The sequence below is a fragment of the Micrococcus sp. HMSC067E09 genome (genome assembly GCF_001812555.1).
Lineage (GTDB): Bacteria > Actinomycetota > Actinomycetes > Actinomycetales > Micrococcaceae > Micrococcus > Micrococcus lylae.
In genome coordinates this window covers 37,967-59,155 of the sequence record NZ_KV809405.1, presented here as the reverse complement: position 1 = coordinate 59,155, position 21,189 = coordinate 37,967, and the positions used below count along the sequence as shown (strand labels likewise).

The following is a 21,189-nucleotide window of genomic DNA, read 5'->3' as shown; positions in this document are numbered from 1 at the left end:
GTCGTCCGTCCGGTGGACCGTGTCCGGGCGCCGCGCCGCGGGCCGCCTGCACCGGCCCTATCCTGCTCGCAGGCCCACGCGAATCGGCCTCACGGCGCACGCAGACCCCGTTCCGGAAGGAGGACCGGCATGGAGTACGGCCAGGCGCTGCTGGCGTTCACCGGCGTCGCCCTGCTGCTGACGGTCACGCCGGGGTTGGACATGGCCCTGGTGCTGCGCTCAGCGCTGACGAGGGGACACTCCCACGCGCTCGTCACGGGTCTGGGCGTCTGTGCCGGCGCCCTGATCTGGGGGCTGGCCGCGGCGGTGGGCATCGCCGCACTGCTCGCGGCCTCGGACCTGGCCTACACGGCTCTCAAGGCGGTCGGTGCCGCCTACCTGATCTGGCTCGGCGTCTCCATGATCCGCGCAACGCTCAGGCGAGGCGGGCAGGAGCCCGACCCCGTGACGGACATGCTGGAGACGGTCCCCGCGGGCCCCGGCCCGGCCCCCGCTGCCGCACCTGCGGAAAGGCTTTCCCGCGGTTTCCTGCGCGGGTTCACCACGAACCTGCTGAATCCGAAGGTGGGCGTCTTCTATCTGGCGCTGATCCCGCAGTTCATGGCGCAGGGCGTGCCCGCCTGGCTCATGGGGCTCTCGCTGGCCGGCGTGCACGCGGCGCTGACACTGGTGTTCTTCGCCGTGCTCATCGCCGCTGCGCACGCCTTCCGCCGGCTGTTGACGGGCACGCGTGCGACCGACTGGATCGACCGTGTCACCGGCGGCGTCCTGCTGCTGTTCGGCGGCCTCCTCCTGCTGGACGACGCCCGCTGAGCGCCTGCGGTGCGGGCCGGGCGCACCACCGCCGCCGGATCTCCTCCCTGAGTCGGATACGGCGGCCCACAGCCCCCGATTAGAGTGGGTCACCGGCCCGCCTTCTGCCCCGCGGGCCGGGCGGGGATCCGCCCGCCAGGACCACAGGAGGGACGCACCGGGATGACAGCCGAGGACGGGACGACGTCGGCCACCGGCCTCCACGCCTCCGGCCCCTCCCGGTCCTCCGGCATGCCCACCGGCGTACCCGCCGGGGACCTGACCGGCCTGACCTCGGCGCAGGTCGCCGAGCGTGTGGCCGCCGGCAAGACCAACGCCCAGCCAGACGACACGTCTCGCTCGCTGGCCATGATCCTCCGTGTCCACGTCCTGACCCTGTTCAACCTCACGATCGGCCTGGCCGCCGCTGTGGTGATCGTGCTCGGCCGATGGCTGGACCTGCTGTTCTGCCTGGCCGCCGTGGCCAACGTGGTCATCGGTGTGGTCCAGGAGTACTCGGCCAAGCGGAAGCTGGAGAAGATCGCGCTGCTGCACCAGGACGGCGTCACGGTGGTCCGGGACGGCTCCCGGAAGACCGTCGCCCTGGCGGATGTGGTCCTGGACGACCTGGTGGCGCTGCGCCGCGGCGACCAGGTGCCGGTGGACGCCGAGGTCCTCACCGCGGAGGGTCTGGACCTGGACGAGTCCCTGCTCACCGGCGAGTCGGACGCGGTGCCGAAGCGCCCGGGGGACACCGTGCTCTCCGGGTCCGCGGTGATCGCCGGCGCCGGCCTGGTGCGGGCCACCGCGGTCGGCGCGGACTCGCACGCCTCCAGGCTCGCGGCACAGGCCCGCCGCTTCACCAAGATCTCCTCCGAGCTGCGCGGAGCCCTGGAGAAGGTGGCCTCCTGGATCACGTTCGCCCTGATCCCGATCGTGGCGGTCATCGTCCACGGCCAGGTGCAGGCCTTCGGGGGCTGGTCCTACGCCCTGGCGAACCCGCGCGAGGCGGCCCTGGAGCCGGCCCTGGTGGCGTCCGTGGCCGCGGTGACCAGCATGATCCCGCAGGGCCTGGCGCTGATGACCACCATCTCCTTCGCCGTGGCCGCGCTGAAGCTGGCTCGAGAGCAGGTGCTGATCCAGGAGCAGCCGGCGGTGGAGATCCTCGCCCGCGTGGACGTGGTCTGCGTGGACAAGACCGGCACGCTCACCGAGGGCGGCATCGTCTTCCACGGCGCCCACCCCTGGGACACGGATCCTGCGGTTCCGTCCGCCCTTGACGACGACGGCGCCCGTGCCTCCGCCTCGGGCCGCGCCCGGGACGGGGACGTCGCCTCCGCCGGAGAGCTGCTCACGGCTGCCGAGCCGGCCGGGGCCTCCACCCTCTCCCCCGCTGCCCGGGCCGTGCTGGCCGTGGCCGGCGCGGACCCGGACGCCAATCCGACGGCCGCCGCCCTGCGGGAGCCGTTCGCCGAGGTCCCGGACGTGCGCCCGGCGCAGGCGGTGGCGTTCTCGAGCGCCCGCCGCTGGTCCGCGCTCGCCTTCGACGCGGCCGCCGAAGAGCAGGTCCCCGGCCTGGCGGGCACCTGGCTGATGGGTGCCCCGGAGGCGCTGGTGGATGTGGAGACGATCGGTGTGCAGGGTGCGGAGGAGCTGACCGCCCGCTGCACGATCACCGCGGACGCGGGGCTGCGCACGATCCTGCTGTGCCGCACGGACCGCCCGCTGGACGGCGACCGCCTGCCCTCGGGCATCCGCCCGGTCGCGATCCTGACCTTCGCCGAGGACGTGCGCGAGGACGCCGCGGAGACCCTGGACTACTTCCGGGAGCAGGGCGTGCAGATCAAGGTGATCTCCGGAGACAGCCCCCGCACGGTGGCGGCCGTCGCCCGCGAGGTCGGCATGGAGCTGGCCGGGGAGGCCGTGGACGCCCGTCGGCTGCCGGAGGATGCGGACGAGCTCGCCGACGTCATGGACGCCCACGAGGTGTTCGGCCGGGTGAGCCCGGAGCAGAAGCAGTCCATGGTGAAGGCCCTGCAGGCACGCGGCCACGTGGTGGCCATGACCGGCGACGGCGTGAACGACGCCCTGGCGCTGAAGTCCGCGGACCTCGGCATCGCCATGGGCAACGCGGCGCCCGCCACGAAGGCGGTCTCCCGCCTCGTGCTGCTGGACGGGAGGTTCGCGCGCCTGCCCTCCGTGCTCAAAGAGGGCCGCCAGGTCATCGCGAACATGGAGCGCCTGGCGCACATCTATCTGACCAAGACCACCTACGCCGCCTTCTTCGGGGTGGTCTTCTCCCTGCTGTTCTGGCAGTTCCCGCTGCTGCCGCGTCAGGCCTCCACGGTGGACTTCCTGATGATCGGCCTGCCGACGTTCTTCCTGGCACTGCTGTCCAACCCGCGCCGCTACGTGCCCGGATTCCTGAAGCGGGCCCTGCTGTTCGCGGTCCCGTCCGGCACGGTGATCCTGCTCGGCCTGCTCGCCCTCGGCGCCTACATCCGCCTGTTCGCCGCCGTCCCGGCCTCGCCCGCCCAGCAGCAGGCGGCCGCCATGATCACGCTGACGCTCATGGGCCTGTGGGTGCTCACGGTGATGACGCGACCGTTCACGAAGCGCACGGCGGTCCTCGTGCTGGCCATGTACGCCCTGCTCGCCCTGGTGCTGGCCGTGCCGGCGTCCCGCTGGTACCACCTGATCGAGGTGCCGGCCCCGGACCTGCTGGCCGCCGCGGTGACGATCGCCGTGGCCGGATGCGCCCTGATCGAGCTGGCCCACCGCGTCCACCACGCAAGAGTGGTGAGGCCCACGCTCCACCCCGTCCCACCTGCGGCTTCGCAGGCCTGACACCACACGCCCTGGGCTGAATCCGCGCCCAGACGTTGACCTGGCGGCCTCGGTACGGCAAAAGTGGGACTCAAACGGCGGATGGGCCTGACGAGGGGGGCCGCCTCGGCTCCGCAGCCCACCGCCCCCGTTCCTACAGAAGGAGAATGGACATGCGTCTGATCACCCTTGGCGTCGGTGCCGCCCTCGGCTACTTCCTCGGTTCCCGTGAGGGCCGCCAGAACCTGAACAAGATGACCAACAACGCCCAGAAGTTCTGGAACGACCCGAAGACCCAGGAGAAGGTCTCGCAGGTCCAGGGCCAGGCCACCCAGAAGTGGGAGGAGGCCAAGTCCAACGAGAAGGTCCAGAACCTGACCTCCACCGTCCAGCACAAGGTGGACGACGCGAAGGCCAAGGTCTCCGGCAACGGCGACAGCGCCGTCAAGGCCGACGCCGACGTGGTCTCCGACCCGTCCACCCCGATGTCCTCCGAAGGCCCGGCCGGCGCTCAGAACTGAGCCGTCTGCGCCTGAGGCGCGATGCGAAGGCCCCCGATCGTTCCCGGTCGGGGGCCTTTGTGCGCATGCACACCAGCCGGGCGGTCAGCCCTGGCCGTCGAGTCCGGGCGGTCAGCCCTGACCGTCGATGCCAGGCGCCTCGCGGACCTCGTCTTCCGCGGGGGCCTCGACCTCCTCCACCGAATCCCAGCCGGAGAACGTCATCTCGGTGGCAGGGGCCTTCTCACCGTCCTCACCCTCTTCACCCCGGAGCTCCAGGGCGAGGAGCTCGCCGTCCCCGTCCACCACGAAGGCGTGCACCAGGGACATGTCGAGCTCGTTCAGGGCGGCCGCACCCTGGTCCAGACCGTCGGAGTCCTCCCCCTCGGTCTCCGCCTCCTGGGCAGCGGACTCGGCGATGTCCTGGGGGATCTCATAGCGGTAGGCCTTCTCACCGTCGCGGTCGACCTCCTGCGCCTCCGCGTCAACGCCCTCGAGGGCGCCGGCGTCAGGGAGCTTGGCCAGCATCGACTCACGCAGAGAGCCGATCATGCCCCTCTGGTCTTCCGGGACGTCCTGGGCGATCCACTTGTCCCCCAGGCCCATCATCGCCTTGGCGTTCTGGTCCAGGTCTTCGCCGTCCACGTCCATGCGGATGTAGCCCTTCTCTCCGACCTCGCGCACCTCCATGGAGAAGTCCCCCTGGTCGGCCTTCATGCGCATGGTCAGCTGGCCGTTCGGCTCCCCGGTGCTCCCGGGCGCCGTCCCATGCCTCACCGGCGGAGTCCGGGCCGCCGCAGGCGGAGAGCGTCAGGGCGGCCGTGACGGCCAGGGCGCCCAGGCCGAGGCGGGACAGCGCACCTGCGGCGGAACGGTCGGCGGCGGTGCGGGGCGTCGAGGAGATCACGCGGGGATCCTTCCGTCGGGGTGCAGGGATCTGCCCTTCCACGGTACCCGGCGGGCGCTGCGGCCGGAGGCGGGGGACCGTCGGCGGGGCGCTGCAGCCGGAGGCGGGCGCAGCGGCCGAAGGCGGGGCGCCCGCCGGGGGCGAGGGTCCGTCGGGGGCGAGGGGCCGTCGTCGGGAAGAAGGCCCGGATCAGCCCAGGGTGACCTGCGCGGCCCGGTGGGTCGGCTTCACCCGGTCTCCGGCGCCGAAGAGCTTGTGGCGCAGCGTGCCGTCCGTGTACGCGGTCTTGTAGCGGCCGAGTCTCTGCAGCTGAGGCACCACGAACTCCACGATGTCCTCGAAGGTGCCGAGGGTGATGTGGTAGGCGAGGTTGAAGCCGTCCACGTCCGTCTCATCGGCCCAGTCGGCGAGCTGACGGGCCGCGGACTCACCGCCGCCCACGATCACGGGACCGAAGCCGCCGATGCCCACCCACTCGGCGAGCTTGCGCACCGTCCACTCCTCGTCCGTGCCGGAGGCCTTCTGGAAGGTCTCCACGGTGGACTGGATGGCGTTCGACTCCACGTCTCCGATCGGCTCGTCCAGCTCGTACCGGGACAGGTCGATGCCCATCCAGCCGGACATCAGCACGAGGCCGCCCAGCGGGTCCACGTACTGTGCCAGGTCGTCGTACTTGGCCCGCGCGTCCTCGTCGGTGGCGCCGGTGACCACGGTCTGCATCGCGAAGATCTTCACGTCGTACGGGTCGCGGCCGGCCTCCGCCACCGCCTGGCGGATCTTCTTCACAGTGGCCGCCGCCAGCTCCTTCGTGGGGGAGTTGATGAACACGGCCTCGGCGTGCTTGCCGGCGAAGGCGCGGCCGCGTGTGGAGGCGCCGGCCTGGTAGATCACGGGGGTGCGCTGCACGGACGGCTCGGTGACGGCGTGGCCGGGGACCTTGAACCACGTGCCCTCGTGGGCGATGTCGTGGACCTTGGCCGGGTCCGCGAACACACCGGAGGCCTTGTCATAGACGACGGCGTCCTCCTCCCAGGACTTCTCGAGCAGCTTGTACACGACGTCGAGGTACTCATCCGCGTGGTCGTACCGTTCGTCGTGCTCCATCTGGTCGTCCTGGCCCATGTTCTGGGCGGCGGAGGGCAGGTAGCCGGTGACCACGTTCCAGCCCACACGGCCGCCCGTGAGGTGGTCGAGCGTGGCGAGGCGGCGTGCGAACGGGTAGGGGTGCTCATAGGCGGTGCCGGCGGTGACGCCGAAGCCGAGGTGCTCGGTGACCGCGGCCATCGCGGAGACGAGCAGGAACGGATCGTTCACGGGGGTCTGCGCCCCGGTCCTGACGGCGGCCTCGGAGGTGCCTCCGTACACGGAGTACGGGCCGAGGACGTCGGCGATGAACAGCCCGTCGAACAGGCCCTTCTCCAGCGTCTGCGCCAGGTGCGTCCAGTAGCCGAGGGTGTTGTAGTCCCGGGCGCGGTCCTCCGGGTGCCGCCACAGCCCGGGCGACTGGTGGGCCACGCAGTTCATGTCGAACGCGTTGAAGAGGATCTCGCGGTTCGTGTGCGGTCCGGCGGATGCTGCGGCTCCGGCCTTCTCGGCAGTGCTCATGGGGTGCTCCTTCAGCGCTTCTGGTGCGGGAACCGGCCTCGGCGGGGTGTGCGAGTCCGGGCGGCTGGGACCATGCAACGCCTCCGCCGGTGTGCTGCGGTAGTCGGTTGCCGCAGAGGCTTCACGACGGCGGCGCCGTCGCCTCGCGTGCCTCCGGCGCCGGGTTCGTGACGTCGCCGTCGGGCCGAACCAGGGGGGCCATCGCGCCGAACCAGAGGAAGTGGCCACTTCGGCATGCCGCGAAGGGACCGAAGTCTCTGGCTCGACGACGGCGGCGGGCCGAATCAGGGGAGTCGCCGCGCCGAACCAGAGGAAGTGGCCACTTCGGCATGCCGCGAAGGGACCGATGTTTCTGGCTCGACGGCGGCGGGCCGGAAGCGCAGTCCGGTAGGGTGACGGCCATGTTCCATGTGATGAAGCTCCACGCCTGATCCGACGCGATCGCACCCCCTCGCCCCGTGCGAGGGGTCTTGACCGTGTCCGGATCCCATAGAGAGCTCTTCCATGAACACCCCTCCCCTGCCGGGGCCGCATCCTGCCCCTGCTCATCACTCTGGCGGGCGTGCCGCCGCCGACCTCGGAACCCGCCGCAGACTTCTGGCCTCCAACGGCCTCGATGCCGCCGGCGTGCAGCTGCTGGACACTGTGCTGGCGGTCGTCGTGGTCACCTCGCTCGGCTTCGGCGCAGCCGAACTCGGCCTGCTGAACGCCCTCGGCGCACTGTCCTTCCTACTGCTCGCCGTGCCGATCGGCGCGGCCACCGACGCCTGGGGACCGGCCCGCATGCTCGTCGCCTCACTGGCGACGAAGACCGTGCTGGCCGGGACCATGCTCGGCCTCTACGTGAGCGGGGTGCTGTCCACAGCGGCGGTGCTGGTGCTGGCCACGCTGCTGGGCGTCTGCACGGTGGCGAGCGAGAATGCGCAGACTGCGGTGGTCCCGCAGGTGACCGCTCGAGACCAGGTGTCCGCCCTCGTCTCGCGGATGGCGGCCGCAGACGCTGTCGCCGGGATCGTGGCACCGGGCGGCGCAGGTCTCCTGCTCGCCCTGTCCGCTCCGGGGGTGCCGTGGGGCGTGGCTGTCGGGCTCTTCGTCCTCGCCCTGGTCGGGGTCCGTGCGCTGGTGCGCAGAGTCAGCAGTGTCGGCCGCCAGGACGCGGACGGCGGGGCGGACGACGTGGTCGCCACAGATGCAGACGCCGACGTCGAGACCGGTGACGGACCAGACACCGACGGCCAGGGTCTGCGCGAGGGCTGCACACCAGAAGCACCCAGGCCCGGCCTGCTGCACGGATTCCGGATCATCGCCGGGAACCGCCTGCTGCTGGCGACCACTCTGCTCGTCACCGCCGGCAACATCGGCCTGGCGGTCGGGGACACGGTGGAGCCGCTGCTGGTGCTGCGGCACCTGGACCTCGGGCCGGCGTTCTTCGGCCTGCTGGGCACGGTGGCCGCCGTCTCGGCGCTGGCGGCGAGCGCCGTGGCCTCACGGATCACCGAGGCAGTGGCACCGCGGAGGCTGTTCGCGTTCGGGGCGCTGGTCCAGGCCGGGGTGGCCACACTGCCGCTGGCCGCGTATCTGCGTCCGGAGGCCGGGAGCGTGCTCATGGCTCTCTTCGCCGCCCTGTGGGCCCTCACCCTGACGGTGACCAACGTGGCCGGGGCCGCCTTTGCGGCACAGACGGTGCCCCCGGCATCCCTCGGCCGCACCTCCGCTGCACGGCGCATGGTGACCATGGGGTGCGTGCCCGTGGCCGCCCTCGGCGGAGGGCTGCTGGGCGAGCTCGCCGGCCTGGCCGCTCCCCTGGTGCTCTGGCCGGCGCTGGCACTGATCGCGGCGGCGGCCTTCTTCCTGCTGACCCGCCCGCCTCAGCGTTCGTCCGGCACGTCCCCGGCGGAGGTGTAGGCGATCGGCACGGTGCCGTTGACCAGGTGGTCGCCGGCGATCCGGACCTTGAAGGAGGCCGGGTCATGGGTGGCGATGGTGCGGGCATTGCGCCAGTGGCGGTCCAGCTGCAGGACGGTGGACGTCGACGACGCCCCGAGGGTGTCGAAGATGTGCGTGCAGACATCGAGCACGAACTGCGGCACCACGGCCTGGGCACGGTAGGCGGCGATCATGGCGTCGTCCCAGGCGGAGGCGAGGCGGCCGTCGTCGTGGTTCCCGTCCGCCTCCAGGCCGGCGGCGACGTCCATGGCCCGGCCCACCACGCGGACCATCTCCTCGGCGGCCGAGACCTGCCCGCCCATGCGCCCGACGATCTCCAGCAGCTGCGGGTCCTCCTGCGGGCGCTCGGCGGTGCCGGTGTTGAAGGTGCGGCGGCGCCGGCGCAGCAGCTCCACGCCCTCGGCGAGCGCGGCCCGGGCGACGCCCACCTGCAGCGCCAGCAGGGACGCCTCCTCCAGCACCGGGACCGGGCCGTGGGGGCGCGGGATCTCCAGCAGGTCCTCGGCGGCGGCGCCGTCCAGCAGCACCGAGCCGGTGGCGGTCATGCGCTGGCCGAAGCCGTCCCAGTCGTCCTTGATGCGCACCCGTGGCTGGCGGACGCGGACCACGGCCACGGCACGCTCGGGCTCCCGGACCACGCCGCCGGCGCGCTTGGAGTTGCGGCGGGACACCAGGTCCGCACCCTCCATGCCGACCGTGACGATGGTCCACGTGGCGAAGGCGGTGCCCGTGGCGTAGTACTTCTCACCCGTGACCACCCAGGTGCCGCCCTCGTCCTTCGTGGCGGTGGTGGCGGCCTTCCCCGGGGCGGCGCCGGAGCGCTCGGCGAGCGCGGAGCCGCCCCACTCTCCGGAGGCCAGACGCTTGAGCCAGCGGCGTCGGGTCCTCGCAGGCTGGTCGTCCACGGCGGCCACGAACACCAGGTGCGAGCGCCACAGATGGGCGGTGTTCACGTCCTGGGCGGCCAGGTCCATGAGCAGGCGCAGCACGTCCTCGTGCCCTGCCCCCTCGCCGCCGGCCTCCGCGGGGACGGAGACCATCCCGAGCCCGGCCTCCCGCAGCTGCTGCTGCACCGCGAACGGCAGGTGCCGGCCGGCCTCACGCGCCCGGTCGCCCTTCCCCACCGCGGCGAAGAGGTCGGCGAAGCGGTCGGCGAGGTCGGTGTAGGTGCTGCTCATGGCATCCATGCTGACACGACGACGGCCGCTCGGGCGGGGTGCGCACCGTGCGTCTCACGGTGCGCACCGAAAGCCCCTCCCCTCGATCCGTTCCGGAGCGCTTCTGGCGTGCTCCGGAACGGATCGAGCACCCCGGATTCGCGGGTCCCCGAGAAGACAGCGCCCTCGATCCGAAGGAGAGTACGCGGCGCGGTCTCCGCTTCGGATCGAAGGCGCTGGGTCCGAAGGCGCTGGGTCCTAGGGTCTCGGTGTCGGCGTCCCACGGCAGGGGCAGGTAGGGGTGCTGAAGACGGTGGTGACGTCGCGCAGGGTGATCATGAAGCGACCTCCTTGACGGTGGGGTCGGTGCCATGGCGGAACCCTGCCCCGCGGTGATCCTCGGGAAGCCGGGGGCCGGCACCGGTGAGGTTCTCCCGCAGGGTGCGGCCGGCAGCAGGCTCGGCGAGCACACCACGGCGGCGCAGCTCCGGAGTGACCAGGTCGGCGAACCGCTCGAGGTCGGCCGGGCGGACCGCGGCGCAGACGTTGAACCCGTCCACCCCGGTCTCGGCCTGCCAGCGCTGCAGTTCGTCCGCCACGGTCTGCGGCGAACCCACGATCACCGGGCCGCGGCCGCCGATGCTCACGAACTCCGCGACCTGCCGCACCGTCCACTCACGGTCCGGGGACTGGGTGGTGAAGGCCGCCAGGGCCGTCCGCGAGGTCTCGTTCTCCACATGCTCCAGCGGGGCGTCCGGGTCCAGGCCGGACAGGTCCACGCCCGTCCAGCCGCCGAAGAGCGCGAGCGCCCCCTCGACATCCACGTACCGGCGGTAGTCCTCGAGCCGCTGCCGGGCCTGCTCGTCCGTCTCGTCCGCCACCACCGTGACCATGGCGAACACCTGGATGGCGTCCGCGGGCCGTCCGGCCTCGGCGAGCTCGGCGCGGGTCTGCTCCAGGAACCGGCGCACATGCGATGTAGTGGGGCCGATGTAGAAGACGGCCTCGGCGTGCTCCTGGGCGAAGCGCCGTCCGCGCGGGGATCCGCCGGCCTGGAACAGGAACGGGGTGCCCTGCGGGCCGGGGTGGGCAAGGGCGACGCCGGGGAGCTTCACGTGAGGGCCGTCGGCCCCGGCCGGGTGGACCCTGGCGGGGTCGGCGAAGACGCCGGCGTCCGCGTCCGCGAGGATCGCGCCGGGCTCCACGGATCCCTCGAACTGGCGGTAGACCGCGTCCAGGTACTCGTCGGCGCGGTCGTAGCGCTCGTCGTGTGGGATCTGCTCCTGGAGGCCGAGGTTCCGCGCGGCGGAGTCCTGGTAGCTGGTGACGATGTTCCAGCCGATCCGGCCGTGCGTGAAGTGGTCCAGCGACGCCAGGGTGCGGGCCAGCAGATAGGGCTGCTCGTAGGTGACCGAGGCGGTGACGCCGAAGCCCACCCGGTCCGTCGCCGCGGCCATGGCGGAGACCGCGGTGAACGGGTCCAGCAGCGGCCACTGCACGCCGCCGCGGACGGTGGCCTCCACGCCTGCGCCGTAGACGTCGTAGAGGCCGAGGATGTCCGCGAGGAAGATCGCGGAGAAGCCGCCGTCCTCCGCCGTGCGGGCGAGGTCGGCCCAGTAGGAGAGCCTGTCGAACTCCGCGATGCGGGAGTCCGGGTGGCGCCACAGCCCCGGAGACTGATGTACCGGTGTCATCATCTCGAAGGCGCAGAGGCGGAACGGGGCCGGGTCCTGCGGCGTTGTCCGTGCGTCGACGGTCATCGGGCCTCCTGGATCACGAGGGTGTCGGTGGGGTCTGTCAGGGCGTCCGGCGCGGCAGCAGTCCCCCGCCCCGCGCTGCCGGGCACGGAGCGCTCGGAGGCCTCGGAGCCCTCGGCCGCATCCGGAGCGGCGACGGCGGGACGCAGAAGGTCGACGTCGTCGGCACCGCGGGGATCCCTGGCGAACGCCGAGGCCACCAGGGACAGCACGGCCAGCAGGGTGAGGTAGCCGGCGATGAGCCACGGGGTGCCTCCGCCGGCCCGGAAGAGCAGGGACGCGATGAACGGGGCGAAGCCGCCGCCGACCACGGTGCCGAGCTGGTACCCCAGATTCACCCCGGAGTAGCGCACCTTCACCGGGAACTGCTCGGCGAACCAGGCGGCCTGGGGGCCGTAGACGGAGTCGTGGGCGATGTTGATGACGAGCACCACCACCAGCGGCAGCAGGGACAGCGTCCCTGCCTCGACCACGAAGAACAGCACCCAGCCGGCCACAGCGGTCAGGGCATAGCCGAACTGCGAGACCCTGCGACGGCCGTACCGGTCTGACAGCGCTCCCCAGAACGGGGTGGAGATCAGGCCGATCGCGGAGGCGACCATGGTCGCCTGGAGCAGAACGGCGCTGTCCAGGCCCTTCAGGACGAGGTAGCTCACCAGGTAGGTGGTCACCAGGTAGTAGAGCCCGTTCTGCCCCAGCCGCAGGCCCGCGGTCACCGGGACCGGCCGGGTGTGGTGACGCAGCAGCTCCACCACCGGGGCGCTGCTGACGCCGTCGCTCTCGCGAAGCCGGCGGAACTCCTCGGCGTCCTCCACGCCCAGACGGATGAACAAGCCGACCACCACGAGAACAGCCGAGGCGAGGAAGGGGATGCGCCAGCCGACGGCGGCGAACTGCTCTTCCGTGGTCAGTGAGGTGGTCGCGGCGAAGGCTCCGGTGGCCAGGAGCATCCCGGCCGAGGAGCCGACCTGCGTGAAGGACCCGAAGAACCCTCGCCGTCCGGCCGGGGCGTGCTCCACGGCCGTCAGGGCGGCGCCGCCCCACTCCATGCCCGCGGACAACCCTTGCAGACAGCGCAGCACCACAAGCCCTGCCACGGCCCACCAGCCCACCTGGTCGAAGGTCGGCAGCAGGCCGATGCCCACCGAGGCCAGGCCCATGAGCACGAGGGAGATCACGAGGAGGGACTTGCGTCCCACTCGGTCCCCGAAGTGGCCGGCGAGGATACCGCCGAGCGGCCGGACGACCACGCCCACCGCGAGGGTGGCGAACGAGGCGATGGAGCCGGCCAGCGGCGAGGAGCCGGGGAAGAACTGGACGTTGAAGACCAGGGCGGCGGCGAGGCCGTAGAGGTAGAAGTCGTACCACTCGATGGTGGTGCCGATGAAGGAGCCGGACACGGCCCGCAGGCGGGTGCGGCGGGCCTGCTGGACGGTTGCGGTGCTCATCGTGCCCCTCCCTTCGGCGCAGTGCCCACCGCCGGGCCGGCCTCGGCCCCGGACGCCGACGGGGCGCCGCCCTGCTCGGAGTGCTTCGGCGCGCCGGCGGCGTCGCCGATGGCGTTCAGCCCCTCGGGCAGGGTGCCGTTGACGAACCAGTCGCCCACAGAGCGGGCGCGGAACGGGATGGGGTTGTGGGTGGCCACGGTCTGGGCGTTGCGCCAGAACCGGTCGAGGGCCTTGCCGGAGCGGGTGTTGGAGGCGCCGCCGGCGTGGAACAGCTCGGAGGCGGCACGGATCGCGGCCTCGGGGACGGTCACCTGGGCCTGTTCCACGGCCAGCTCGGCCGCGTAGACCTCCAGGGCCAGGTCCTCGCCCTCGGCGGCGGCGTCGACCGCGGCGATGGCCGCGTCCAGGGCGTCGGCGGCGTGCAGCACGGCGGCGGTCACGGAGAAGGCGGTGGCGGCGATCCGTCCGACGGCCTCCTGGATCAGCGGGTCCTCGCGGTAGAGCGCGCCGGAGCCGGTGTTGAAGGTGCGGGTGCGGGCGCGCACCAGTTCGGCGGCGGTGTCCCGGGCGCCGGTGGCGATGCCGGCCAGGACCGCCAGCAGGAACTGCTGGAAGTAGGCGGCCTCGATCACGGCCTCGGCCGTGCCGGCCTGACGGTCGAAGAGGTCGGCGCCGTCCACGGGGACGGACGTGAACACGGCGGTGCCGGTGGCGGTGAGGCGCTGCCCGAAGCCGTCCCAGTCGTCGTAGAGCTCGACGCCCTCGTGATCGACGGGCACCACGGCGAAGCAGCGGCCCGGCGTCGTCCTGCCGTCCTCGTCCGTGATGGCCGCGGAGACCCGGGTGTGGGTGGAGAACAGGGACGCGGTGGCGTAGCCCTTGCGCCCGGTGAGGACCGCGCCGCCGCCCGGACGGGGCTCGAGCCGGGTGTTGAGGGTGCCCAGTGCGTTGCCCGAGGTCTCCGTGGACGCGTTGCCCACGGTGGCTCCCTCGAGGATCAACCGGTACCAGCGCTCCTGCTGGGCGGACGATTTGTGGCGCAGGGACTCCAGGAACCCGTAGTGGGAGCGGTACTGGTGGGCCACGTTCGAGTCGGCGGCCGCCAGCTCCACCAGCAGGGCGGTCAGCGTCCGCACGCTCACCTCCGGTCCCCCGTGGGACCGGGGAACGCGCAGGGTGGCGAAGCCGGCGGCGTTGAGCTCGCGGATCTGCTCGTACGGCAGGGTGCGGTTCACGTCCCGCTCGGCGGCGCCGGCGGCGATGCGCTCGAAGATCGGGGCGAACCGCTGCCGCAGTCGAGCGAGGTCGTCGGTGTCCGGGACGTCCGGGGTGACGGCCAGCGGCGGACGGGTGGGGACCGCGTTCACGGTCGGGTCGTGGGGTGCGGTGAGGGGCGCGGACATGCGCGGGCTCCTTTCCATCGGTCCCGGCGGTAGCACCGTCCCGACCCTGCCGGACAGGGATGAGGGGGTTGCTGCGGCGTCGTCGATCCGGATCTCTCGGCCGCTCTGGATGGGTCGGCCACAGCACAGCACGGCCCCGCCCGGCCACGGAAGGCAGCCGCCCCACGTCCGTCATGGACACCCTCGCCGGACGGGCGTCGCCCGTCGGCGCCGCCCAGATGACCTGGCGCAACGCGTCCGCGCCCACCAGCCGGACCGGCACCGCGTCTGTGGCACACCGCGGGCCTACCGTGGACGCGCACACCATCCGGAGCGGCACCAGAGACCTGGCTCTTCGACGCCGCAGCAACCCGGGTCCGCCTCCCCGCGGGCTGCGGGTGCTCCCGCCAGGACCGATGGAAGGAGACACCCCATGCCCGTGTCCGCAGCCGGCACCGCCGCGGCCGTCGCCGAGACGGCCCTCCCCGCGCCGGATCCCGTCCGCGGCCCGAACGACGGCGTCCCCGCCGCCGCCCTGGCCACGCTGCCCGGTCCGCTGCCGCAGTCCCTGGTGGACGCAGCGGACCCGGACGTCCACCCGGGACGGCCCGCGGGACGGGCCCATGGAGGTCGGGGCGACGGCGCCGTCGTCGCCGAATCCGACCGACTCGCCCTCTGGGAGGCGGTGGGCCGCCGGCTGACCTGGGACACGGACTTCACCCAGGTGACGGACACGGTCCCCACGGACGCGGCCGCCGGGGCCGCCCCGCAGATCCGCTGGTACGCGGACGGGCGGCTCAACGTGGCGTACAACTGCGTGGACCGGCACGTGGAGGCCGGGCGTGGGGAGAAGGTGGCGCTGTACTTCGAGGGCGAGCCCGGGGACCGCCGCGCCGTCACCTACGCGCAGCTGCAGCGCGAGGTCGCCCGGGCCGCGAACGCCCTCGAAGAGCTGGGCATCGAGGCGGGCGACCGCGTCGTCGTGTACCTGCCCGTGCTCGTGGAGACGATCGTCATCACGCTGGCGTGCGCGCGGATCGGCGCCGTGCATTCGCTCGTGTTCGGCGGGTTCTCGGCGGAGGCGCTGCGGTTCCGCGTCGAGGACACGGGCGCCAAGCTGCTCGTCACCACGGACGGCCAGTTCCGCCGCGGCACGGCCGTGCCGGTGAAGGCCAACGCGGACGAGGCCGTGTCCGGGGACAACGCGATCGAGCACGTCCTCGTCCTGGACCGCACCGGCCACCGGGACATCCCGTGGACCGAGGGCCGGGACCTGTGGTGGCACGACGTCGTGGACCGCCAGCCGGACGTCCACACCCGGCGCGCCTTCGACGCAGAGCACCCGCTGTTCATCATGTACACCTCCGGCACCACGGGGCAGCCGAAGGGGCTCGTGCACACCTCGGGCGGGTACCTCGCCGCGGCCTCGTGGACGCACGACTTCCTGTTCTCCCACCCGGACCCGGCGCGGCGCGACGACGACGTCCACTGGTGCACTGCGGACCTGGCCTGGGTCACCGCCCACACCTATGAGATCTACGGGCCGCTGAGCAACGGCGTCACCCAGGTCATCTACGAGGGCGTGCCGAACGCCCCGCACCCGGGCCGGCACTTCGAGGTCATCCAGCGCTACGGGGTGACCAGCTACTACACGGCTCCCACACTGATCCGATCGCTGATGGGCTGGCACCCGGACGGCGTGCCCGCGGAGTACGACCTGTCCTCGATCCGCCTGATCGGCACCGTCGGCGAGGCTGTGAACCCGGAGGCCTGGGTGTGGGCGCGCACGCAGATCGGCCGGGACGCGCTGGACCGGCTGGACGGTCGGGCCGCCGCGGCGGGTAAGGCGCCGGTGCCCCGCGACGGCTCCGTCGGCGTGCCGATGGTGGACACCTGGTGGCAGTCCGAGACCGGCTCCACCGTGCTCTCCCCGCGCCCGACCGACACCGTCTTCAAGCCCGGCTGCGGGTCCCGCCCGCTGCCGGGTGTGGACGTGGACGTGGTGGACGACGACGGCACCTCAGTCGGCGCCCACCTGCAGGGGAAGATCGTGGTCACCCGGACCTCCCCGTCCATGGCCCGCACCGTATGGGGGAACCCGCAGCGGTTCTACGACTCCTACTGGGCCGACTACGCGCGGCAGGGCTGGTTCCTCGCCGGGGACGGCGCCAAGCGGGACGATGACTCGGACGTATGGATCCTCGGGCGCATCGACGACGTCATCAACGTCTCCGGGCACCGACTGTCCACCATCGAGATCGAGTCGGCGCTGGTGGCACACCCGGAGGTGATCGAGGCCGGGGTGTGCCCGGTCCCGGATCCGAAGACCGGGCATGCGGCGGTGGCCTTCGTGGTGGCGCACGAGCGGTTCGCCGTGGCCGGCCGCCCGGAGGAGACCACGGAGCAGGCCGAGCAACTGCGGCGGCACGTGGCGCGGGTGATCGGCCCGGTGGCGAAGCCGGCGCACGTGGTGTTCGTGCCGGACGTGCCGAAGACCCGGTCCGGCAAGATCATGCGGAGACTGCTCACGCAGCTGTTCACCGGTGACGCCCTCGGGGACACCACGAGCCTGCAGAACGAGCCGTGCGTGGCGGAGATCGAGAAGGCGGTCGCCGCCCGCCGGTGAGCTTCTGACGACTCCCGCCCCCGCCCCCCAGACGTTTTCACTCGCGAAACGGGAGGCGTCGCCTCCCGTTTCGCGAGCGAAAACGAGTGGGGAGTCCGGCGGGGAGCCGGAGGCAGGCGCCGGGGGCATCCGGCCTCCCCTCACGGCTGGGTGTCAGGGGTTCATGAGATCAGACTGGTCGACGACCTCGTCCTCTGCCGGCGCCTCCGGAGCCTCCACCTCGTTCCAGTCGGTGAACGTCACGACGGCTTCCTGGCCGCCGTCCTCGGTCTTCGTGCCCTCCACCCGGAACAGCGTGTTGTCATCACGGTCCACGTAGTAGACGTCCCCGGCGTCCTCGCTCTCAAGGAGATCCTCGGGGATCACGTACTTGTCGTACTTCTCACCGTCGATCTCGACCTCTTCGGCCTCGATGTCGTGGCCGTCGAAGTGATCGCTCTTCGGCATGTCCTCCACCATCTGGTCCACCAGGGAGGACATCGCGAACTCGCCCATGCCCTCGGCCTCCGAGGCGGACATCTTGAGCCACTTGTCGCCGAGCATCTCGGTGAAGGCATTGTCCTCGCCGTCGGACTTCACCTTCAGGTACGCGTCCCCGTCCAGCCTCATGACCTCCATGTTCACGGGGTCTCCGCCCATGGGGATGTTCATGGTGCCCTTCATGTGGGAGTCGTCCGTGGCGCCGGCCAGGTCGACGGTGCCCGTGCTGTCGTCCTCCTCACCGGTGGCCTCCATGTTGATACGCAGGCTCTCGGCCTCCTCGAAGTTCTTGCGAACCTCCGGCCAGGCCTCATCCAGGGTGGGCGTGGAGCCGCAGGCGGTGAGCAGCAGGCCACCGGCGGCGAACATGCCAACGGCGATGGACACACGGTTCTTCATGGTCGGTCCCCTCGTCAATGATCGTGGAGGAAGGCCGGACGCCCGCCTCCGAACTCTATGTTCCCCCATAGAATCACAACGGATTCCACCCGCGTCCACCCCTGACGAACGTGGACCGGCACCGTGGCCGGACGCCTCAACCCTTCCCCGGCCAGACGCCCCCACCCCTCCCCGCAGCGTCTTCGCTAGTGAAGTGGGAGGCGCCCCCTTCCCGTTTCGCGAGCGAAAACGCCAGGGGTGGGCGGAGGGGGGGGGAAACGCCAGGGGTGGGCGGAGCGGAGAAACGCCAGGGATGGGGGCGTGAGACCAGGGATGGGGGACGGGAGAACGGGGCAGCGGGTCAGTCGTCGTCGAAGATCTTGCCGATCGGCTCGCGCTTCTCCGCCTGGAACGCCTCCTCCGCACGGCCGTGGGCCCAGTATGCGGAGACGGACAGTTGCCTGCGGTCCAGCCCACGCACGTCGGTCAGGTGCCTCCGGGCCCGCTTCACCTGCTCGCGCTCACCGTGGACGAACGCCTGCACGCGGCCCGGCCCGAACTCGAGCTCCTCGAGCGCGTCCACCCAGAGCGCGGTCTGCGGGCTGAAGTCCCCGCCGCGGTGCAGCCAGCGGACCTGGACTCCCTCCGGCGCGGCGAACTCCTGCTCGTCCTGCTCTCCGGACACCTCGATCAGTGCCACGCCCCGCGCCTGCGGCAGCCGTGCGGCCATGTCCTCGCACGCGGCGGCCAGAGCCGGCAGTGCCGCCTCGTCGCCGGCGAGCACATGCCAGTCCGCGTCCTCGTCCGGCCGGTAGGCGCCGCCGGGTCCGAAGAACGCGACCTTCTCCCCCGGCTGCGCCTGCGCAGCCCACGGGCCGGCCAGGCCCTCGTCCCCGTGCACCACGAAGTCCACGGCCACCGTCTGCGCCCGTGCATCCACCGCGCGGACGGTGTAGGTCCGGCGCACGGGCATCTGCTCGGGGGCCAGCCGCTCCCGCAGCACGTCCATGTCATAGGGCGGTTCCAACCCGAGCGCGGGATCGGCGAACAGCAGCTTGATGTACTGGTCGGTCGCCCTCTTCGCGGCCCAGCGCTCGTGGAACGCGGCGAACCCGTCGCCGCCGAGCACCACGCGCACCATGTGGGGGGTCAGCTGCTCGGTGCGGACCACCTCCAGCACCGTCTGCGGTCGCGGCGGACGGCCACCCCCGGCGGGGGCGGCGGTCGAGGCGGAGTCGCGGGCGCCGTCGTCGTTCTTCACGGAAAGCTGCCTCCAGGGGATCGGCGGGGAATACGAAACGTCTGTCTCACCTTATCCACTGTGCGGTCGAACGGACACCAGGCGGCGGTGCCCCACTAAGATCCTCGGAGGCTTTCAACCGCCCACTTTGAACCACCGGGAAGGGAAACAGACCATGACCGCTCGGACCGGACTCGTGCGCGCCTGGAATGCCGGCGGCGCCCCCGGCGAGACCCTCCAGGCCGCCCTGCCTCAGCAGCGGGTCGCCGCATGACCGCCGGCAAGGCGCAGCCGGACACCGACGCGCAGTCCTCCGCCCACTCCCTGCCCACCGGCTCCGTCCCCGTCACCCTCGCCCCCGGCACCGGCCGCCTCATCGGCCTGCTCGTGTCCGCGGCCTTCGTGGTGATCCTCAACGAGACCATCATGTCCGTGGCACTGCCGCGGCTGATGGCCGAGTTCTCGGTCTCCGCCGCCACCGCACAGTGGCTGTCCACCGGCTTCATGCTGACCATGGCAGTGGTGATCCCGTTCACCGGGTGGGTGATGAACCGGTTCACAGTGCGGCAGGTGTTCGTCTTCGCGATGAGCACGTTCACGATCGGCACCGTGGTGGCCGGCCTGGCCCCGCTGTTCTCGGTCCTGCTGGCCGGGCGCGTCGTCCAGGCCGTCGGCACGGCCATCATGATGCCGCTGCTGATGACCACCGTGCTGAACGTGGTCCCCGTCTCCCGTCGCGGCCGGGTCATGGGCATCATCTCGATCGTCATCGCAGTCGCACCGGCCGCCGGGCCCACCGTGGGCGGCGTGATCCTGGAGCACCTGACGTGGCGCTGGATGTTCGGCGCCGTGTTCCCCATCGCCCTGGCCGCCCTGGTGGCCGGCGCCCTGTGGGTCCGCAACGTCACGGAGCCGGAGAAGATCCGCCTGGACGGCTTCTCCGGCGTGCTGTGCGCGCTCGGCTTCGGCGGCCTGATCTTCGGCCTGTCCAGCATCGGCGAGGCCGCCGGCGGTCACGCGCCGGTCGCCCCATGGATCCCGCTCGCCGCCGGCGCCGTGTTCCTCGCGTTCTTCGCCTACCGGCAGGTGCGCCTCGGGGACGACGCCCTGCTGGACCTGCGCACGCTCGCCCGGCCCACCTATGCCACGGCCCTGTGCTGCATGCTCGTGACGATGATGTCCCTGTTCGGCGTCATCATCCTGCTGCCGATGTACTTCCAGCAGGTCCTCGGCTGGACCACACAGGAATCCGGCCTGGCCCTGCTGCCCGGCGGTGCCGCGATGGGCGTCCTCGGCTACGTGGTCGGCAACCTCTACGACCGGGTGGGACCCCGTCCCCTGCTCATCCCGGGCTCGCTGCTGGCCGCCGGTGCGCTCTGGGGCTACACGTTCCTCTCCCCGCAGTCCACAGCGGCGTTCGTGATCACCCTGCACATCGTCATGAGCGTGGGCCTGTCCATGATGTTCTCCCCGCTGATGACCACCGCCCTGTCCTCTCTGCCGCGCCGCCTCTACGCGCACGGCTCGGCGCTGCTGTCCACCCTCCAGCAGGTGGCGGCGGCCGCCGGCACCGCCCTGTTCATCACCCTGCTGACCGTGGGCACGGCCGGGTCCGCCGCCCACGGCTCGGACCAGGTCGCCGCCACCATGGACGGTGTGCACCTGGCCCTGCTGGCGGGCGCCTGCGTGTTCAGCCTCAACGTGGTGGCCGTGTGGTTCGTGAAGCGCTCCTCGAACGAGGCCGCAGACGCCCACTGACGCGGCCTGACACTCCGCGCAGCCCAGTGGCCACGAGCCGATCGTGGCGCACGTCACGATGTGATCGAAGCGCAACGCAACGGCCAGAGAACGCCCAGCAGCGTCTGCGCCTGCGGTCAGGGCTTCCCCCTAGCGTGGAACACGCCTCATCAAGGTGCGAGTGATGAATCACAACTGAACAGCAGAAGCCCCGGGCCTCGATCATCAACGCGTCCCCCTCACGCGGCCGAGCCCGGGGCTCTGCACGTCCGAGGCCGGGCGGCGCGCAGGCACCGCGCCCCGCAGGCGCGGCACCTCTGCGGGCCCCGCACCTCTGCAGGCGCGGAACTTCCGCAGCCCTCACGGACCCCCTCGATAGACTCGCAGGCCACCAGCCCGTTGAGACC

General features: G+C 71.9%; 14 protein-coding genes and 1 riboswitch. Of the genes, 6 read left to right on the top strand and 8 right to left on the bottom strand.

Annotated elements, in window-relative coordinates; all coding sequences use genetic code 11:
• Positions 1-129: 129 nt before the first annotated feature.
• The 3 genes from HMPREF2863_RS00435 (at position 130) to HMPREF2863_RS00425 (ending at position 4,139) form a co-directional block, all read left to right on the top strand.
• Complete coding sequence (locus tag HMPREF2863_RS00435) at positions 130-813, top strand: LysE family translocator (RefSeq protein WP_067189261.1); 684 nt, start codon at positions 130-132, stop codon at positions 811-813.
• Between the two features lie 162 nt (positions 814-975).
• Positions 976-3,639, top strand: a complete 2,664-nt coding sequence (locus HMPREF2863_RS00430; protein ID WP_083315122.1) for an HAD-IC family P-type ATPase — start codon at positions 976-978, stop codon at positions 3,637-3,639.
• A 152-nt stretch (positions 3,640-3,791) separates the two neighbouring features.
• Positions 3,792-4,139, top strand: a complete 348-nt coding sequence (locus HMPREF2863_RS00425) for a YtxH domain-containing protein (RefSeq protein WP_067189309.1) — start codon at positions 3,792-3,794, stop codon at positions 4,137-4,139.
• A 111-nt stretch (positions 4,140-4,250) separates the two neighbouring features.
• On the opposite strand, the gene HMPREF2863_RS00420 is transcribed toward HMPREF2863_RS00425, so the two are convergent.
• Both HMPREF2863_RS00420 and HMPREF2863_RS00415 read right to left on the bottom strand, forming a co-directional pair.
• Complete coding sequence (locus HMPREF2863_RS00420; RefSeq protein WP_070637165.1) at positions 4,251-4,835, bottom strand: hypothetical protein; 585 nt, start codon at positions 4,833-4,835, stop codon at positions 4,251-4,253.
• A gap of 379 nt (positions 4,836-5,214) precedes the next feature.
• The gene (locus tag HMPREF2863_RS00415) at positions 5,215-6,630 is read right to left on the bottom strand and encodes an LLM class flavin-dependent oxidoreductase (protein ID WP_070637163.1); all 1,416 of its coding nucleotides are present in this window, start codon (positions 6,628-6,630) and stop codon (positions 5,215-5,217) included.
• Between the two features lie 504 nt (positions 6,631-7,134).
• On the opposite strand from HMPREF2863_RS00415, the gene HMPREF2863_RS00410 reads away from it, so the two are divergent.
• Positions 7,135-8,535, top strand: a complete 1,401-nt coding sequence (locus HMPREF2863_RS00410) for an MFS transporter (RefSeq protein ID WP_083315121.1) — start codon at positions 7,135-7,137, stop codon at positions 8,533-8,535.
• Here HMPREF2863_RS00410 and HMPREF2863_RS00405 read toward each other — a convergent pair.
• The 4 genes from HMPREF2863_RS00405 to HMPREF2863_RS00390 form a co-directional block, all read right to left on the bottom strand.
• Positions 8,499-9,755: an acyl-CoA dehydrogenase family protein gene (locus HMPREF2863_RS00405; RefSeq protein WP_070637159.1), complete on the bottom strand. Its 1,257-nt coding sequence runs from the start codon at positions 9,753-9,755 to the stop codon at positions 8,499-8,501. The two genes, HMPREF2863_RS00410 and HMPREF2863_RS00405, sit on opposite strands and share 37 nt — an antisense overlap.
• 314 nt (positions 9,756-10,069) lie before the next feature.
• Positions 10,070-11,494: an LLM class flavin-dependent oxidoreductase gene (locus HMPREF2863_RS00400; RefSeq protein WP_070637157.1), complete on the bottom strand. Its 1,425-nt coding sequence runs from the start codon at positions 11,492-11,494 to the stop codon at positions 10,070-10,072.
• Entirely contained in the window at positions 11,491-12,939 is a 1,449-nt protein-coding gene (locus HMPREF2863_RS00395) for an MFS transporter (protein WP_070637155.1), read from the bottom strand. Before HMPREF2863_RS00395 ends, HMPREF2863_RS00400 begins: the two co-directional genes overlap by 4 nt.
• Positions 12,936-14,342 (bottom strand): acyl-CoA dehydrogenase family protein, encoded by a 1,407-nt coding sequence (locus tag HMPREF2863_RS00390; protein WP_082739592.1) that lies wholly within the window; start codon positions 14,340-14,342, stop codon positions 12,936-12,938. The genes HMPREF2863_RS00395 and HMPREF2863_RS00390 overlap by 4 nt, the downstream gene beginning before the upstream one ends.
• An 11-nt stretch (positions 14,343-14,353) precedes the next feature.
• Positions 14,354-14,458: riboswitch (SAM riboswitch) on the bottom strand.
• 296 nt (positions 14,459-14,754) lie between these two features.
• Here HMPREF2863_RS00390 and HMPREF2863_RS00385 point away from each other — a divergent pair.
• A complete protein-coding gene (locus HMPREF2863_RS00385) occupies positions 14,755-16,947 on the top strand; it encodes an AMP-binding protein (RefSeq protein ID WP_083315120.1) in 2,193 nt (730 codons plus the stop codon).
• A 153-nt stretch (positions 16,948-17,100) separates the two neighbouring features.
• Here the strand turns inward: HMPREF2863_RS00385 and HMPREF2863_RS00380 are convergent, their stop codons facing one another.
• Together HMPREF2863_RS00380 and HMPREF2863_RS00375 are read right to left on the bottom strand one after the other, a co-directional pair.
• On the bottom strand, positions 17,101-17,826 hold the full coding sequence (locus HMPREF2863_RS00380) for a hypothetical protein (protein ID WP_070637153.1): 726 nt from the start codon (positions 17,824-17,826) through the stop codon (positions 17,101-17,103).
• A gap of 340 nt (positions 17,827-18,166) precedes the next feature.
• Complete coding sequence (locus HMPREF2863_RS00375; RefSeq protein ID WP_083315119.1) at positions 18,167-19,066, bottom strand: siderophore-interacting protein; 900 nt, start codon at positions 19,064-19,066, stop codon at positions 18,167-18,169.
• A gap of 249 nt (positions 19,067-19,315) precedes the next feature.
• Here HMPREF2863_RS00375 and HMPREF2863_RS00370 point away from each other — a divergent pair, with 249 nt between their 5' ends.
• Positions 19,316-20,803, top strand: coding sequence for an MDR family MFS transporter (locus HMPREF2863_RS00370; RefSeq protein WP_070637151.1), 1,488 nt, complete (start codon positions 19,316-19,318; stop codon positions 20,801-20,803).
• Positions 20,804-21,189 lie beyond the last annotated feature (386 nt).